Origin of the sequence: Streptomyces sp. NBC_01017 (assembly GCF_045162795.1) — a bacterium.
GTDB classification, from domain to species: domain Bacteria; phylum Actinomycetota; class Actinomycetes; order Streptomycetales; family Streptomycetaceae; genus Streptomyces; species Streptomyces machairae.
Window position 1 is genome coordinate 7,590,933 of the sequence record NZ_CP108683.1, and the last position, 13,723, is coordinate 7,604,655.

Annotated in this window: 12 protein-coding genes; 2 read left to right on the top strand and 10 right to left on the bottom strand. The window is 70.5% G+C overall.

The features are described 5' to 3' along the window. Positions 1-8 precede the first annotated feature (8 nt). The 6 genes from OG331_RS34895 to OG331_RS34920 form a co-directional block, all read right to left on the bottom strand. Entirely contained in the window at positions 9-830 is an 822-nt protein-coding gene (locus OG331_RS34895; RefSeq protein WP_406203697.1) for an ABC transporter permease, read from the bottom strand. Further along, positions 827-1,852, bottom strand: a complete 1,026-nt coding sequence (locus OG331_RS34900) for an ATP-binding cassette domain-containing protein (protein WP_362378002.1) — start codon at positions 1,850-1,852, stop codon at positions 827-829. The genes OG331_RS34895 and OG331_RS34900 overlap by 4 nt, the downstream gene beginning before the upstream one ends. Positions 1,853-1,998: 146 nt before the next feature. Continuing rightward, positions 1,999-3,222: an MFS transporter gene (locus OG331_RS34905; protein ID WP_406210484.1), complete on the bottom strand. Its 1,224-nt coding sequence runs from the start codon at positions 3,220-3,222 to the stop codon at positions 1,999-2,001. Between the two features lie 158 nt (positions 3,223-3,380). Continuing rightward, positions 3,381-4,442 (bottom strand): endonuclease/exonuclease/phosphatase family protein, encoded by a 1,062-nt coding sequence (locus tag OG331_RS34910; protein ID WP_406203701.1) that lies wholly within the window; start codon positions 4,440-4,442, stop codon positions 3,381-3,383. A 189-nt stretch (positions 4,443-4,631) separates the two neighbouring features. Beyond that, complete coding sequence (locus tag OG331_RS34915; RefSeq protein ID WP_406203704.1) at positions 4,632-5,261, bottom strand: TetR/AcrR family transcriptional regulator; 630 nt, start codon at positions 5,259-5,261, stop codon at positions 4,632-4,634. A gap of 112 nt (positions 5,262-5,373) precedes the next feature. Then, the gene (locus tag OG331_RS34920; protein WP_406203707.1) at positions 5,374-6,960 is read right to left on the bottom strand and encodes an MFS transporter; all 1,587 of its coding nucleotides are present in this window, start codon (positions 6,958-6,960) and stop codon (positions 5,374-5,376) included. A 219-nt stretch (positions 6,961-7,179) separates the two neighbouring features. On the opposite strand from OG331_RS34920, the gene panB reads away from it, so the two are divergent. After that, entirely contained in the window at positions 7,180-8,058 is an 879-nt protein-coding gene (panB, locus tag OG331_RS34925; RefSeq protein ID WP_406203710.1) for a 3-methyl-2-oxobutanoate hydroxymethyltransferase, read from the top strand. A 133-nt stretch (positions 8,059-8,191) separates the two neighbouring features. On the opposite strand, the gene OG331_RS34930 is transcribed toward panB, so the two are convergent. The 3 genes from OG331_RS34930 to OG331_RS34940 form a co-directional block, all read right to left on the bottom strand. Further along, the gene (locus OG331_RS34930) at positions 8,192-10,147 is read right to left on the bottom strand and encodes a protease pro-enzyme activation domain-containing protein (protein ID WP_406203713.1); all 1,956 of its coding nucleotides are present in this window, start codon (positions 10,145-10,147) and stop codon (positions 8,192-8,194) included. A 190-nt stretch (positions 10,148-10,337) separates the two neighbouring features. Then, positions 10,338-10,961, bottom strand: a complete 624-nt coding sequence (locus OG331_RS34935) for a DUF305 domain-containing protein (protein ID WP_406203716.1) — start codon at positions 10,959-10,961, stop codon at positions 10,338-10,340. Beyond that, a complete protein-coding gene (locus OG331_RS34940) occupies positions 10,958-11,629 on the bottom strand; it encodes a DUF3105 domain-containing protein (RefSeq protein WP_406203719.1) in 672 nt (223 codons plus the stop codon). The genes OG331_RS34935 and OG331_RS34940 overlap by 4 nt, the downstream gene beginning before the upstream one ends. A gap of 176 nt (positions 11,630-11,805) precedes the next feature. Here OG331_RS34940 and OG331_RS34945 point away from each other — a divergent pair, with 176 nt between their 5' ends. Next, a complete protein-coding gene (locus OG331_RS34945) occupies positions 11,806-12,240 on the top strand; it encodes an Rrf2 family transcriptional regulator (protein ID WP_369270625.1) in 435 nt (144 codons plus the stop codon). A gap of 13 nt (positions 12,241-12,253) precedes the next feature. Here the strand turns inward: OG331_RS34945 and OG331_RS34950 are convergent, their stop codons facing one another. Further along, positions 12,254-13,489, bottom strand: a complete 1,236-nt coding sequence (locus OG331_RS34950; RefSeq protein ID WP_406203722.1) for a globin domain-containing protein — start codon at positions 13,487-13,489, stop codon at positions 12,254-12,256. Positions 13,490-13,723 lie beyond the last annotated feature (234 nt).

The following is a 13,723-nucleotide window of genomic DNA, read 5'->3' on the forward strand; positions in this document are numbered from 1 at the left end:
ACGGAACGTCAGTTCTTCGTGCGGAACTTGTGGATCGCGATCGGCGCCATGATGGCCGTGAGGCCCACCGACCAGGCGACGGTCACCCACAGGTCGTGCGTGACCGGGCCGCCCACCATCAGGCCGCGCGCGGCGTCCGCGAGCGAGGACAGCGGGTTGACGTCGGTGAAGGACTGCAGCCAGCCCGGCATCGACGTGGTCGGCGCGAAGATCGACGAGCCGAACTGGAGCGGCATCAGCACCAGGAAGCCGAGCCCCTGCACGGACTGCGCGCTCTTCAGGATCACGCCGAGGGTCAGGAAGACCCACATCAGCGCCGACCCGAACAGTGCGGCCAGCGCCACGGCCGCGAGCAGTCCGCCCCAGTTGGTGATGTCGAAGCCGACCAGGACGCCGACGATCAGCATGATCGTGGTGGCGATCATCATGCGCAGGAGCTCCACCGCGATCTTGGCGAAGAGCACCGAGCCGCGCCCGATCGGCAGGGACCGGAAGCGGTCCATGACGCCGGTGTTGAAGTCCTGGTTGAATCCGGTCCCGACCGACATGGCCATGCTCATGCCCATCATGGCCATCATGCCGGGCACGACGTACTGGACGTAGTCCTCCTGGCCGCCGCCGAGCGCCTGTCCGATCGAGCCGCCGAAGACGTACACGAACAGCAGCGTGAAGACGATCGGCATCAGGATGGCGTCGAACATCGACTCCGGGTCCTGCCGGATCCACAGGAGGTTGCGGCGTACGAGCGCACCGGTGTGCCGCAGATGGGCCCGCAGTGAGATGCGGGCGTCGGCGGGTGCCGCCGTGGGGGTAGTGGTGGCGGCGCTCATACGGCGACCTCCTCGCGGTCGTCGGTGGGCACGGCGTCCTGCGGGGCACTGGCACGGTGGCCGGTGAGGGACAGGAACACCTCGTCCAGGCTGGGCAGTTCGGTGGAGATGGAGGCGAGGGTGATGCCCCGCGCGGTGACGGCGCCGACGATGGCGGTGAGCTGCTCGTCGCTGAGCACCGGGACGAGCAGGGTGCCGGTCTCGGTGTCCACGGTGGTGGTCGCGAGGCCGGTGATGCCGAGGTCGTCGAGGTATCCGGCGAGGGGCCGCAGTTGCAGGGCGTCGGTCGGCCGGATCCGCAGGGTCCGCCCGCCCACCTTGGCCTTGAGCTCCTCGATGCCCCCGCCCGCGATGACCTTGCCCCGGTCGACGACCGTCAGCTCGGAGGCGAGCTGCTCGGCCTCCTCCATGTACTGGGTGGTCAGCAGCACGGTCACCCCGTCCCCGACCATGGCCTTGACCTCGGCCCACACCTCGTTGCGGGTCCGCGGGTCGAGCCCCGTGGTCGGCTCGTCGAGGAACAGCACCGTGGGCCGGCCGATCATGGAGGCGGCCAGGTCGAGCCGCCGCCGCATGCCGCCGGAGTAGGTCGCCGCGGGCCGCTTGGCGGCGTCGGTCAGCGAGAACCGCTCCAGCAGCTCGTCGGCACGCGTGCGTGCCTCCTTGCGGGGCAGGTCCAGGAGCCGCCCGATGAGGTACAGGTTCTCCCACCCGGGGAGCTTCTCGTCGACGGAGGCGTACTGACCGGTCAGCCCGATCACCCTCCGCAGCTGCCGGGGCTGCCGCAGGACGTCGTATCCGGCGACGGTCGCCTCACCGGCGTCCGGCGTCAGCAGTGTGGACAGGATGCGCACGAGGGTGGTCTTGCCGGCCCCGTTCGGCCCGAGCACGCCCATCACGGTGCCCTCGCGCACATCCACGTCGACCCCGTCCAGAGCCTTGGTCTCGCCGTAGTGCTTGACCAACCCCCGCACGGATACGGCGCTGCCGGCGCCGCCGGGGTTCTTGTCGATTCGCGTCATGGGGACGACGTTGTCAGGCCGCACCGACAAACCACCGACAGCTCACCGACAGAGCCGACAAGACACCGACAGAGCCGACAGAGCCGACAAGAGACCGACAGGGCGCCGCCCGAGGGGTGAGGGGAACGCGCCCGTGACAGGGAAGCTCAGTGCCGAACTGCTTCGGCCCGCTCCGGAACCTGTCCCGCAACCACCCGCTGTCGCCCGGCCGGCGGAGCGACCCGTCGCCGGTCCACCACGTACGCGGCGCCCGCGACCCCGAGCCCGAGGACGGCCAGTGCGGCGCCCGCCAGTGCCGGAGAGGTGACGCCGAGGCCCGCCGCGAGGGCGAGGCCGCCGATCCAGGCACCGCCCGCGTTGGCGAGGTTGAACGCCGCCTGGTTGGCCGAGGAGGCCAGGGACGGGGCGCTGGACGCCTTCTCCATCACCATCAGCTGGAGCGGGGAGCCGGTGGCGAAGGCCGCCATGCCCAGCAGGATCACTGCGAGGGCCGCGCTCCACGCCGTCGACATCATCAGCGGGAAGAGAGCCAGGACCAGCACCAGCGCGAGCAGGCCCCCGAACAGCGTCCCCCGCATCGCGTGGTCCGCCAGGCGCCCGCCCAGCAGGTTGCCCGCCGTCGCGCCGACACCGAACAGCGCCAGCAGCAGCGTCACGCTGGCGTCGGTGTACCCGGCGGCGTCGGTGAGCATCGGCGTGATGTAGCTGTACGCGGCGAACAGCGCGCCGAAGCCGGCGACCGTCGTGCCGAGCGCCAGCCACACCGGGAGGGAGCGCAGGGCGGCCAGCTCGCCGCGCAGGCCCGTCCGGGGAGCCGTGTGCGCCTCGGCGCGCGGGATGAGCAGCGCCAGCGCCGCCATCGCGGCCAGGCCGATCGTGCTCACCCCGAGGAAGGTGGCCCGCCAGCCCAGGCTCTGGCCCATCAGGGTGGCCACCGGCACGCCCGCGACGTTCGCCATCGTCAGGCCGAGGAACATCAGCGACACGGAGCTGGCCTTGCGCTCCGGCGCGACCATGCTCGTCGCCACGACCGCGCCGACGCCGAAGAAGGCGCCGTGCGGCAGGCCGCTGAGGAAGCGGGCGGCCATCAGCCAGTGGTAGTCGGGGGCGAAGGCGGACAGGGCGTTGCCCGCGACGAACAGGGCCATCAGGCCGATCAGGACGGTGCGGCGGGGCATGCGTGCCGTGACCGCGGCCAGCAGCGGGGCGCCGATGACGACGCCGAGGGCGTACGCCGAGACCAGATGCCCGGCGGTGGGAATCGAGATGTCCAGGTCGTTCGCGACTTCGGGCAGCAGGCCCATCATCACGAACTCGGTCGTACCTATGCCGAAGGCGCCGACGGCCAGGGCGAGCAGGGCCAGGGGCATGAAGTGCCTTTGCCTTTCAGGGTCGAGAGCGGAGTCGTCGTACTCCGTGATGTTCATTCCGTATGTTCAAGTACGGAACAAAGCCTCTCAGGCCCGGTATTCCGGCAGATGACACTCCGGTTGCCGAGACCCGTCCAGACGGCGCTGACCAGGGATTTTCAGGACGCGGATGTGTCGACCTTCACACGCGCCGCCACCGGCAGATGGTCGCTCCCGGTCTCCGGCAGCGTCCAGGAGCTCAACGGCTCCAGGCCCCGCACCATGATCTGGTCGATCCGTGCCATCGGGAACGACGCCGGCCAGCTGAACCCCATCCCGCTGCCCGACGCGCCCTGCGTCGAGCGCATCTGAGCGGTCACGGCGTTGAGCGCGCGGTCGTTCATCGTGCCGTTCAGGTCGCCGAGCAGGACGACCTTGCCGAGCGGCTCGTCGTTGATGGCCTCGCCCAGCGCGTCGGCGCTCTTGTCGCGCTGCCGGGCGGTGAACCCCGCCTCCACCTTCACCCGCACCGACGGCAGATGGGCGACGTACACCGCGACCTGCCCGGACGGCGTGGCCACCGCGGCCCGCATGGCGCGGACCCAGCCCAGCTTGATGTCGACGGGCTTGACGCCGCTCAGCGGGTACTTGCTCCACAGCCCGACCGTGCCCTGCACCGAGTGGTACTTGTACGTCGACGCCAGCGCCTTCTCGTACGTCGGGACCGCCCCGGCCGTCAGCTCCTCCAAGGCCACCACGTCCGCGCCGGACGCGGCCACGTCCCGGGCGGTGCCGGCCGGATCGGTGTTGTCGGCGTTGACGTTGTGCGTGGCCACCGTGAGGTCGCCGCCGACGCCGGTCTTGTCGGTGAGCTGGCCGCCGAACAGGTTCAGCCACACGATCGCCGGGACCAGCACGGCGATCAGCGCGATCGCGGACCTGCGGACGAGGGCCAGCAGGAGCAGCACCGGCACGAACAGGCCCAGCCAGGGCAGGAACGTCTCTGTCAGGCTGCCGAGGTTGCCGATCGCGTTCGGGATCTGCGCGTGCAGCAGCATCACCAGGGCGAGGATCACCGCGAGGGCGGCCAGGACGAGGCCGCGGCGCCACACGCGTGGGTCTCCGCGCCAGCCCGCGACCAGGCTCTTCAGTCGGTTCGTCAGGCGCTGAAGCCCGGGTTCCCGGCGCTCGGGACCCGAGCCTCCGTTGTCCGTCTCCGTCACATACGCCTGCTGCGCCATACCGTCGCCTCACTACCTGCTGTGCAACACCGTCGTCCCCCCGCGCCCAGAGAAACCCTAGGGGATGATCGGCTCCGATCCCGCCGTACTCATGACGGCCGTACGGGGGCGAGGACGTACAAGTCACCTTCAGGAGTTCCGGATGCGCCGGGGGAAAGCGCGCTCTGTGACGAAACGCGCACATTCGATCTACGGGGTGTGTGAACGGACGGGCCGTAGACCCTCCAGCACGGCGTCGGCCATCTGCTCGGCCAGGCCTTCCGGAAGTTCCGCGTCCGGGCGCATGACGGCACGCACCAGCATCGGTCCGAAGATCATGTCGTTCATCACGTCGACGTCGATGTCCGCGCGCAGTTCACCGTTCTCCTGCCCGCGGAGCAGAATCGCGTGCTGCTTCCTGCGCCGCGGCTCGACGACGCTCGCGTGATAGGCGTCCCAGATCTTCGGGCTGCTCTTCATCTGGGCGATGACGTTGTGCAGGAGTACCGACGAACGGGTCATCAGGCCGCGTTGCCGCAACTGTTCGAGCAGCGCCACGAGATCGTCGCGCACCGAGGTGCCGGGCAGTTCGGGGTCCGGCGGCTCGGCGGCCCGCACGACCTCGACGAACAGTTCCTCCTTGCCGCTCCAGCGGCGGTAGATGGTGGCCTTGCCGACCCCCGCGGTACGGGCGATGCGCTCGATGGACAGCTCCGCGAGCGGCACTCCGTCCTCCAGCAGCTTGAGGACGCCCTCCATGATGGACCGCTCCACGGCCTCGCTGCGGGGGCGGCCCCGGGTGGGGCCGTCCTGCCGGGGCCGGCTGTCGGCGAGGCTCACTTGGCTCGGTCCTTTCCGTGGGTTGGGGTGATTCTCCCTGGTGCACGGCGTCGGCGTGCACGACGCCGCGGGGTACGAGGCGCGCGTCGGCGCCTGTCGTACCCCCCGCCTCCTATTCCGCGGCCGCCAACTCCCGTTCCGTCTCGCCCTCCTGAGGTGCCGCCGGCCGCCCCGGCAGGAACAGCCCGACGACCACAGCACCCAGCACCGCGACGCCCGCGCCCCACAGGGCGGTGACGTGCATGGCGTGCAGGAAGGCGTCGTGGGCCGCTCCGACGAGGGCGTCGCCCCGCGGGCCGAGCCGGTCCGCGACGCCGAGCGTGGCCTCGATGGACTCGCCCGCGGTGTGCCGCAGGCCCTCCGGCAGCACCGTGAGCCGGTCCTCGATGTCACCCCGGTACGCCGTCGACAGGACCGAGCCCAGCACGGCGATGCCGAGCGCGCCGCCGACCTGCCGGAAGGTGTTGCTGAGCGCGGAGGCGGAGCCGGCCTTCTCGCGGGGCAGGGCCTGCATGATGACGACGCTGACCGGGGTCATGATGTGCGCCATCGCGGTGCCCATGAGGAAGAAGACCACCTCCAGGATCCAGATCGGCGTGTCCGCCTCGAACGTGGCGAACGCGGCCAGCGTGGCGGCGATCAGCAGCATGGCGCCGGTGGTGGTGGCCCGGTTGCCGAACCGGTCGACGACGAGCCGGGCGCGCGGGGCGAAGATCATCTGTGCGGCGGCGAGCGGCAGCATCAGCAGGCCGGTCTCCAACGGCGAGTAGCCGCGCACGCTCTGGGTGTAGAAGACCGAGAAGAACGTCACGCCCATCAGGGCGAAGAACACCAGCGCGATCACGCCGATCGCGGCCGAGAAGACCTTGTTGCGGAAGTACGTGACGTCGATGGACGGATGGTCGCTGCGCTTCTCGAACACGACGAACGCGGCGAGCACGGCGACGCCGGAGCCGATGGTCGCGAGCACCGTCGGGTTGGTGAAGTCGGCCAGCTGGCCGCCCTTGATGATGCCGTAGACGAGCAGGACGAGGCCGACGACGGAGAGCACGACGCCGACCGGGTCGATACGGCCGGGCTCCGGGTCACGCGAGTCCGGGACCAGCCACAGCATCAGCGCGAGCGCGAGCAGCACGATCGGCACGTTGATGAGGAAGACGGACCCCCACCAGAAGTGATCGAGCAGCACGCCGCCCGTGATGGGCCCGATGGCGATGGCGAGCCCGACACCGCCCGCCCAGATGCCGATGGCCTTGGGCTGCTCCTCGCGCTCGAAGACGTTCATCAGGACGGCGAGGGTGGCCGGCATGACGAAGGCGGCGCCGAGGCCCATCACGGCGCGGAAGGTGATGAGCTCGCCGGGCGAGCCGGAGAACGCGGCGAGGGCGGAGCCGATCCCGAACACGGCGAGCCCGCCGAGCAGGACCTTCTTGCGACCGAGCCGGTCGCCGAGGATGCCCGCGCTGAACAGCAGGCCCGCGAAGACGAGGGTGTAGGCGTTGATCGCCCACTCCAGCTCGCTCTGGGTGGCGCCGAGGCCGGTCGGGGCCGGGGTGGAAATGGTCTTGATGGCGACGTTCAGGATCGAGTTGTCGAGGACGACGATCAGCAGGCTCAGCATCAGCACGGCGAGGATCGCCCAACGGCGCCGGTGCACGGCTTCCGGTATGCGGGGGGCTGTGGCGGCGGGAGAAGTCATGCTGTCGACGCTATCGCCTTTACGATACGGAACCGTCTCGTATCTTAAATTCTTACCGAGTACTTACGCGCGACGGAACACCGGGACGGAACACCGGGGCGCGACACCGGGGCGGAACTCACACAGGGAGGTCTGGCCGTCCCTGGCACGAGGTGCCACCATGGAGGGGATCCGGGGACGCCGTAAGGGCGCCTCGAGATGACAGAAGGAGCCGTTGCAATGACGCAGCTTTCGGCTGCCCAGACGCCTCAGGCGAAGCCCTCCGACGGCAGCAGCAAGGCGCTGTACGGGGGGAAGGGCACACGCCGCATCACCGTTCGCGACATCGCTCTCGCCAAGGAGCGGGGCGAGAAGTGGCCCATGCTCACCGCCTACGACGCGATGACCGCGTCCGTGTTCGACGAGGCCGGCATCCCGGTCATGCTCGTCGGCGACTCGGCGGGCAACTGCCACCTCGGCTACGAGACCACCGTGCCCGTGACGCTCGACGAGATGACCATGCTCTCGGCGGCCGTCGTACGCGGCACCTCCCGCGCCCTGATCGTGGGCGACCTGCCCTTCGGCTCCTACCAGGAGGGCCCGGTGCAGGCGCTGCGCTCGGCGACCCGGCTGGTCAAGGAGGCCGGCGTCGGGGCGGTCAAGCTGGAGGGCGGCGAGCGCTCGCACGAGCAGATCCGCCTGCTGGTCGAGTCCGGCATCCCGGTCATGGCCCACATCGGCCTGACCCCGCAGTCCGTCAACGCCATGGGCTACCGCGTCCAGGGCCGCGGCGAGGAGGCGGCCGCGCAACTCCTGCGGGACGCGAAGGCGGTCCAGGACGCGGGCGCGTTCGCGGTCGTCCTGGAGCTGGTGCCGGCCGAACTGGCCGCCGAGGTCACCCGGGTACTCCACATCCCGACCGTCGGCATCGGCGCCGGTGCCGAGACCGACGCCCAGGTCCTGGTCTGGACGGACATGCTGGGCCTGACCGGCGGCCGCGTCCCCAAGTTCGTCAAGCAGTACGCCGACCTCCGTGAGGTCATGGGCAACGCGGCGAAGGCGTTCGCGGACGACGTGGTCGGCGGAACGTTCCCGCTGGAGGAGCACTCGGTCCACTGAGCCCTGCCGGGCTCGGACCCCCCTGAACCACTGCGGCACCACAGCGCCCCGCCGATCTTCCCCCGTCGGCGGGGCGCCTTTTTGTGCCGTGCTCGTGCGTGATCGTGCCCTGCCTGTGCCGCGTTGCCGCCGCTCAGCGACGCCGGTACGACTCCACATAGCCGCCCGCGGGCGTCCCGCCCGCGGGCGTCCCCACGCCCGTCACGTCGTCGTAGCCCTTCACGGCCTTCAGGGAGCTGTCCTTGCCGAGGGTGCGGACGGACGTGGTCAGGCCGCCGGTCGCGTCGTAGCCGTTGACGTAGTCGACGCGGGCGACCGCGAGGCCGGAGCCCGTCGGGTTGTCGGTGACGTCGTGGTACGCCTTCGAGCCGTACCGGGCGTAGATCGCCGGGTTGGCGAAGCCGAGCGGCTTGCCGCCGCGGGCCTCCTGCGCGAGGGCCTGGACGGCCGCGATCACCGGCGCCGCGAGCGAGGTGCCGCCGAGGCGGTACTCGTCGTAGGCCTGCGTCGTCCCGTCCGGCATGGTCTGCGTCTGGCCCACCAGGAACCCGGTGTTCGGGTCGGCGATCGCCGCGATGTCCGGGACGACGCGGTTGCCGCCGGCGCTGTTGGCCTTGGCGAGCGCGTCCGGGACGACGCTCTTCTGCCAGTACGGCTCGGTGACCGTCCTGCTGGTGCCGCCGCCCGCGCCCGAGTTGAACGCGCCCGGGAAGTCGGTCCAGCTCCTGCCGTCGGCCGACAGGACCGCCTTCTCGGTGCCCCAGCCGGTCTCCCAGAGGTACTTGTCGCCCTTGCCGACCGCCAGCGAGGTACCGCCGACCGCCGTCACCCACGCCGAACTCGCCGGGATGTCCACCTGCTTGGTGCCGCTGCTCGCGACCTCGTCGCCGTCGTCGCCGGAGGAGTAGTAGAAGCCGATGCCCTCGACCGCGCCGAACTGGAAGACCTGGTCGTAGGCGGCAGCGAGGTCCGGCGTCTGGGCGTCCTCGGTCTCGCCCCAGGAGTTGGAGACGAGGTCGGCCAGGTGGTTGTCGACGATCTTGCTGAGCGAGTCCAGCAGGTCCTCGTCGTAGCAGGACGCGGCGCCCACGTAGGTGACCTGCGCGCCGGGCGCGACCGCGTGCACGGCCTCGACGTCGAGGGTCTCCTCGCCGTACCAGCCGGCCGCCCCGCACTCCTCGGTCCGCGTGTACTGCGCGGGCAGGACCTGGCGCAACTGGCCGCTCTTCCAGGCCGCGTCGCCGTTGCGTTTCGCGTAGGTGCCCGCGTCGTAGGCGATGGTCGGGGAGGCGTACGCGTCGGTGATGGCGATGCGCACGCCCTTGCCGGTCCGCTTGCCCGCGCCGTACGCGGCGCGCAGCTGCTTGCCGGTGTAGCCCTGGACGGCGTACGGGATCTTCGTGCCGTACGCGTCCGGCAGCGTGGTCGCCACCTTCGAGCCGTGGTACGTCGAGAAGGGTCCGGCATTGCGGAACACCGTCTCCGGTGGCGGGAGTTGGCCCTGGTGACTCGCCAGGTGCGGCGCGTTGTCCAGGCCGGTGACCGTCAGGACGGCGCCCTTGAGGCCGTCCGGCACCGACGCGGTCGCCGTGGGCGCGCGGTAGGTCTTCGCGCCCTTGGTGTAGTTGTGCAGCTGGGTGCCGAACGCCTTCTCCGCGGCGGCGACCTCGCCGGTGACGGCGACATAGTGCTGTGTGACACCTGTGACCTTCAGACCGGCCGACCGCAACCAGCTCCTGACGGCGGCCACTTGTGCCTTCGTCGCGCCGAAACGGGCCTGGGCCCGGTCGGCACTGAGGTACTTGCCGTACGACGCCGAGCTCGGGTCCGACACGGCCTTCGCATAGGCGGCGAGGCCGGCCGCGTCCCGGCCCGCCAGGTAGACGCGTGCGGAGACCCGGGCGCTGTCCGCGGCCGCGCCCCGGTCCGCCCTCGCCGTGGCCCAGGCGGGCTTGGTGCCGGCGAGCGTGTCGCGGCCCTGGTCCGCGGCGTACGCCGCGGGTATGCCGAGCGCCAGTGCGCCGGTGAGGAGAGGCAGTGTCGCCGCCAAGCTCACCGAGGCGCGCAGCGCGGCACGGTTCGATCTCATGGAACCCCCTGTGCGGTTCGTGTGTGCGAGTGGATCACCCGACGGTGGCCACTTAAGCGACGAACCGTTCACGCCAGGGGAATGCCCGGCCCAAGAAGGTCCCAACTAACCTAATGACAAAGCCATTTCGGCAGCTACGACGACAGCTACGACGACGGCTGCTACGGCAGCTGTGGCGAACGTTGCGACGTCATGACCGCGGCTTCGCGCCCCGCTCCTTCAGCATGTCCGCCATCAGGTCGATCTCCGACTGCTGCCCGTTCACCATGGTCTGCGCGAGCCGCTTCTCCACACCGACCGCGCACTTGTCGACGCAGCCCTCGGCCATGTGGATGCCGCCCTTGTGATGGGCCGTCATCAACTGGAGGAAGAAGATCTCCGCCTGCTTGCCGCTGAGCCCCTGAAGCTTCTTCATCTCCGTGTTGGTCGCCATGCCGGGCATCAGCGCACCGTCCTCGCCGACGGGCATGTCACCCATGCCCATCCAGGTCATCGGCGCGTCCGACGACACCTTCGGCAGCTCCCACAGGTCCAGCCAGCCCAGCAGCATGCCGCGCTGGTTGGCCTGGGTCTGCGCGATGTCGTACGCGAGCCGCCGGATCTCCTCGTCCTTCGTACGGTCGCGCACGATGTACGACATCTCCACGGCCTGCTGGTGGTGCACCGCCATGTCACGCGCGAACCCGGCGTCCGCCGAGTCGGCACCCGGCGTCCCGGTCGAACCGCCGTCCTCGGCGACCGCGTAGGTGAGCGCGCCGACCGCGACGAGCACGGCCGCCGCGGTCCCCGCTGTCCAGCCGACGTGCTGCCTCACTCCGACAGACCACCCGTGCACGCCGCGCCCGGCTCGGGCGTCTGCTCGCCCTGGACGTACTTCTCGAAGAACTTGGCGACGTTCGGGTCGCTCGCGCTCGTCACCGTGCGCTGGTGCCCCCACGCGCTGAGCATGATCGGGTCCTGCTGTTTCTCGTCCGGGCTCATCAGCGTGTACGGCGTCTGCTTGACCTTCGCCGACAGCGCCTCGACGTCGGCCTTGGCGGCCTTGGACGTGTACGTCACCCAGACCGCACCGTGCTCCAGCGAGTGCACGGCGTTCTCCTTCGCGAGTTCCTTGTCGTAGACGTCGCCGTTGCAGTTCATCCACGCCCGGTGGTGGTCACCGCCGACCGGGGGCTCCATCGGGTACCCGACACTGGTCTCGACGTGGGTGCTGGGCAGCTTCTTGCTCCAGGTCTTCACGCCGTCCTTCCCGGTGACGAACTTCCCGGGGATCTTGTCGGCCGGCTGCTTCGCCTCGTCCTTGTCGGCGTCGGACTGCGACCGGACGAGGACGACACCGGCGGCCACGAGACCGACGACGACCACCACGCTGGACGCGATGGTGAGGATGCGGTTACGACGCTCACGGGCACGCTCGGCACGCCGCATCTCCTCTATTCGAGCCTTGCGATCCGCGTTGCTCTTGTTCTTGGCGGAGCCCATGAGGTGTTGTCCTTCTGGGGAAAGGGACGGTCGGGTCCGCTGATCGTAATGGGGAAGGTGTGACATCTCGTAGAGAGGAGAAAGGAAAGGCCGGATCGGGACGAGTCCCTCGGCGGGCCGGAGGTCGCCTCCCCGATATTTTGAACCGCGGATGCGCATTATCTACGCTGCCGTACATGCGGCTGTTGCGCTCCACCGACCTGGCACTACGGCTCCTCATGCGGCTCGCCGTCCTGGAGGGCGGCACGCCGACGACCCGCGAGGTCGCGGCGGACATGGAGGTGCCCTACACGCACGCCGCCAAGGTCGTCGCCGAGTTGCAGCACCTGGGCCTGGTGGACGCCCGCCGGGGCCGCGGCGGCGGGCTGTCGCTCAGTGACAGGGGCCGTACCGCCTCGGTCGGCGCGGTCGTGCGCGCCTTCGAGGGGGACGGCGATGTCGTCGAGTGCGAGGGCGACAGCCCCTGTCCGCTCAACTCCGGGTGCCGGCTGCGCGGTGCGCTGCGGCGGGCCCAGGAGGCCTTCTTCGCCTCGCTGGACCCGCTGACGCTGGCCGACGTGACCGCGGACCCCACCGGGCCGCTGCTCCTCCAGATCGGCCGGACACCCTGAGGCCGGCCCGGCGTCAGCTCTCCTGCGCGAGCCAGAGGTCCGGGCCGAACACCTCGTAGTGGATGTCGGCCGGTGCCACACCCTTCCCGATCAGCTGCGCCCGCACCGCCCGCATGAAGGGCAGCGGACCGCACAGGTACGCGCGCGTGCCCTTCGCGACGGCGATGCCGGTGAGGTCGACGCGGCCGGTGCGGTGGGAGGCGTCGGCGCCGCCCTCGTAGTGGTGGGCGCCCTCCTCGTACCAGAAGTGGACGGACGCGTCCGGCAGCTTCCCGGCGTACGCCTCGTGATCGGCGCGCAGGGCGTGCTCGGCGGGGGAGCGGTCGCCGTGCACGACGACCACGGGGCCCTGGTGCCCGGTGTCCGCGAGCTGCCCCAGCATGGCGACGATCGGGGTCACGCCGATGCCGGCGGAGGCGAGCAGCAGCGGTGCGGCCGTGCCGTTGCCGGCCAGGTTCCCGGCCGGGTTCTCGACCAGGACGAGATCGCCGTACGGCGCCGACACGCGCAGCCGGTCGCCGACGTCCACGCGCGCGTGGAGGTGGTTCGAGACCTCGCCGTCGGGAGCCGTGCCACCGCGCACCCGCTTCACGCTGATCTGGCGCAGGGGCGAGCCGGGCGCGGCCGAGAGGCTGTACTGGCGTATCTGCCGAGCCCCGTCCGGCAGCTCGACCTGGACGGAGACGTACTGTCCGGCCCGGAAGTCCGCCGCCGGGCGGCCGTCGGCAGGGCGCAGCCGGAAGGTGGCCACGTCGGCGGTCTCCTCGACGCGTCCGACGACCTCCCACTCCCGCCATTCGCTGCCGCCGCGCTCCTCGTACAGCCGCTTCTCGATCGCGATCAGCGCGTTCGCCATCAGCCAGTAGACCTCGTCCCAGGCGGCCGCGACCGCGGGCGTGACGGCCTCGCCGAGCACGTCGGCGATCGCGGCGAACAGGTGCTCGTGGACGAGCGCGTACTGCTCCGCCGTGACGCCCAGGGAGGCGTGCTTGTGGGCGATGCGGCCCAGCATCGCGTCGGGCCGGTCGTCGGGGTGGTCCACGAGGTACGTCGCGAACGCGGCGATCGACCCCGCGAGGGCCTGGCGCTGGGTGCCGGCCGCCTGGTTGCCGCGGTTGAACAGGTCGCGCAGCAGCTCGGGGCGGGCCGCGAACAGCCCGGCGTAGAAGCGCTCGCTGATCTCGCCGATGGCGCCGCCGACGACGGGGAGGGTGGCACGCACGGTGGCGACGGACTGCTCGGACAGCATCGGGTCTCCTCAGGCTCGACCGGGCGGCGCAAGGGCCACCGCCCGCCCTTCATTAAAACTTGCATCCAAGATGCAAATTAAAGTGGGGTGGGTCCTGTGGGGCCCGGCATTACGGATGTCGGTCCGAGCAGGCACTATGGGCGGCAGAGCAGTTCACCGGGCATCACGGCGGGACACCTGCCGTTTGCCGGGCGTTCGATCGGAGGTCGCTGCGGCGATCAAGGTGCGCAACGC

Bases quoted from the DNA above. Each gene is read 5' to 3' on its own strand.
- OG331_RS34905 (WP_406210484.1), bottom strand. From the start codon at position 3,222: ATGCCCCTGGCCCTGCTCGCCCTGGCCGTCGGCGCCTTCGGCATAGGT.
- OG331_RS34895 (WP_406203697.1), bottom strand. From the start codon at position 830: ATGAGCGCCGCCACCACTACCCCCACGGCGGCACCCGCCGACGCCCGC.
- panB (WP_406203710.1), top strand. From the start codon at position 7,180: ATGACGCAGCTTTCGGCTGCCCAGACGCCTCAGGCGAAGCCCTCCGAC.
- OG331_RS34900 (WP_362378002.1), bottom strand. From the start codon at position 1,852: ATGACGCGAATCGACAAGAACCCCGGCGGCGCCGGCAGCGCCGTATCC.
- OG331_RS34930 (WP_406203713.1), bottom strand. From the start codon at position 10,147: ATGAGATCGAACCGTGCCGCGCTGCGCGCCTCGGTGAGCTTGGCGGCG.
- OG331_RS34945 (WP_369270625.1), top strand. From the start codon at position 11,806: ATGCGGCTGTTGCGCTCCACCGACCTGGCACTACGGCTCCTCATGCGG.
- OG331_RS34920 (WP_406203707.1), bottom strand. From the start codon at position 6,960: ATGACTTCTCCCGCCGCCACAGCCCCCCGCATACCGGAAGCCGTGCAC.
- OG331_RS34940 (WP_406203719.1), bottom strand. From the start codon at position 11,629: ATGGGCTCCGCCAAGAACAAGAGCAACGCGGATCGCAAGGCTCGAATA.
- OG331_RS34910 (WP_406203701.1), bottom strand. From the start codon at position 4,442: ATGGCGCAGCAGGCGTATGTGACGGAGACGGACAACGGAGGCTCGGGT.
- OG331_RS34950 (WP_406203722.1), bottom strand. From the start codon at position 13,489: ATGCTGTCCGAGCAGTCCGTCGCCACCGTGCGTGCCACCCTCCCCGTC.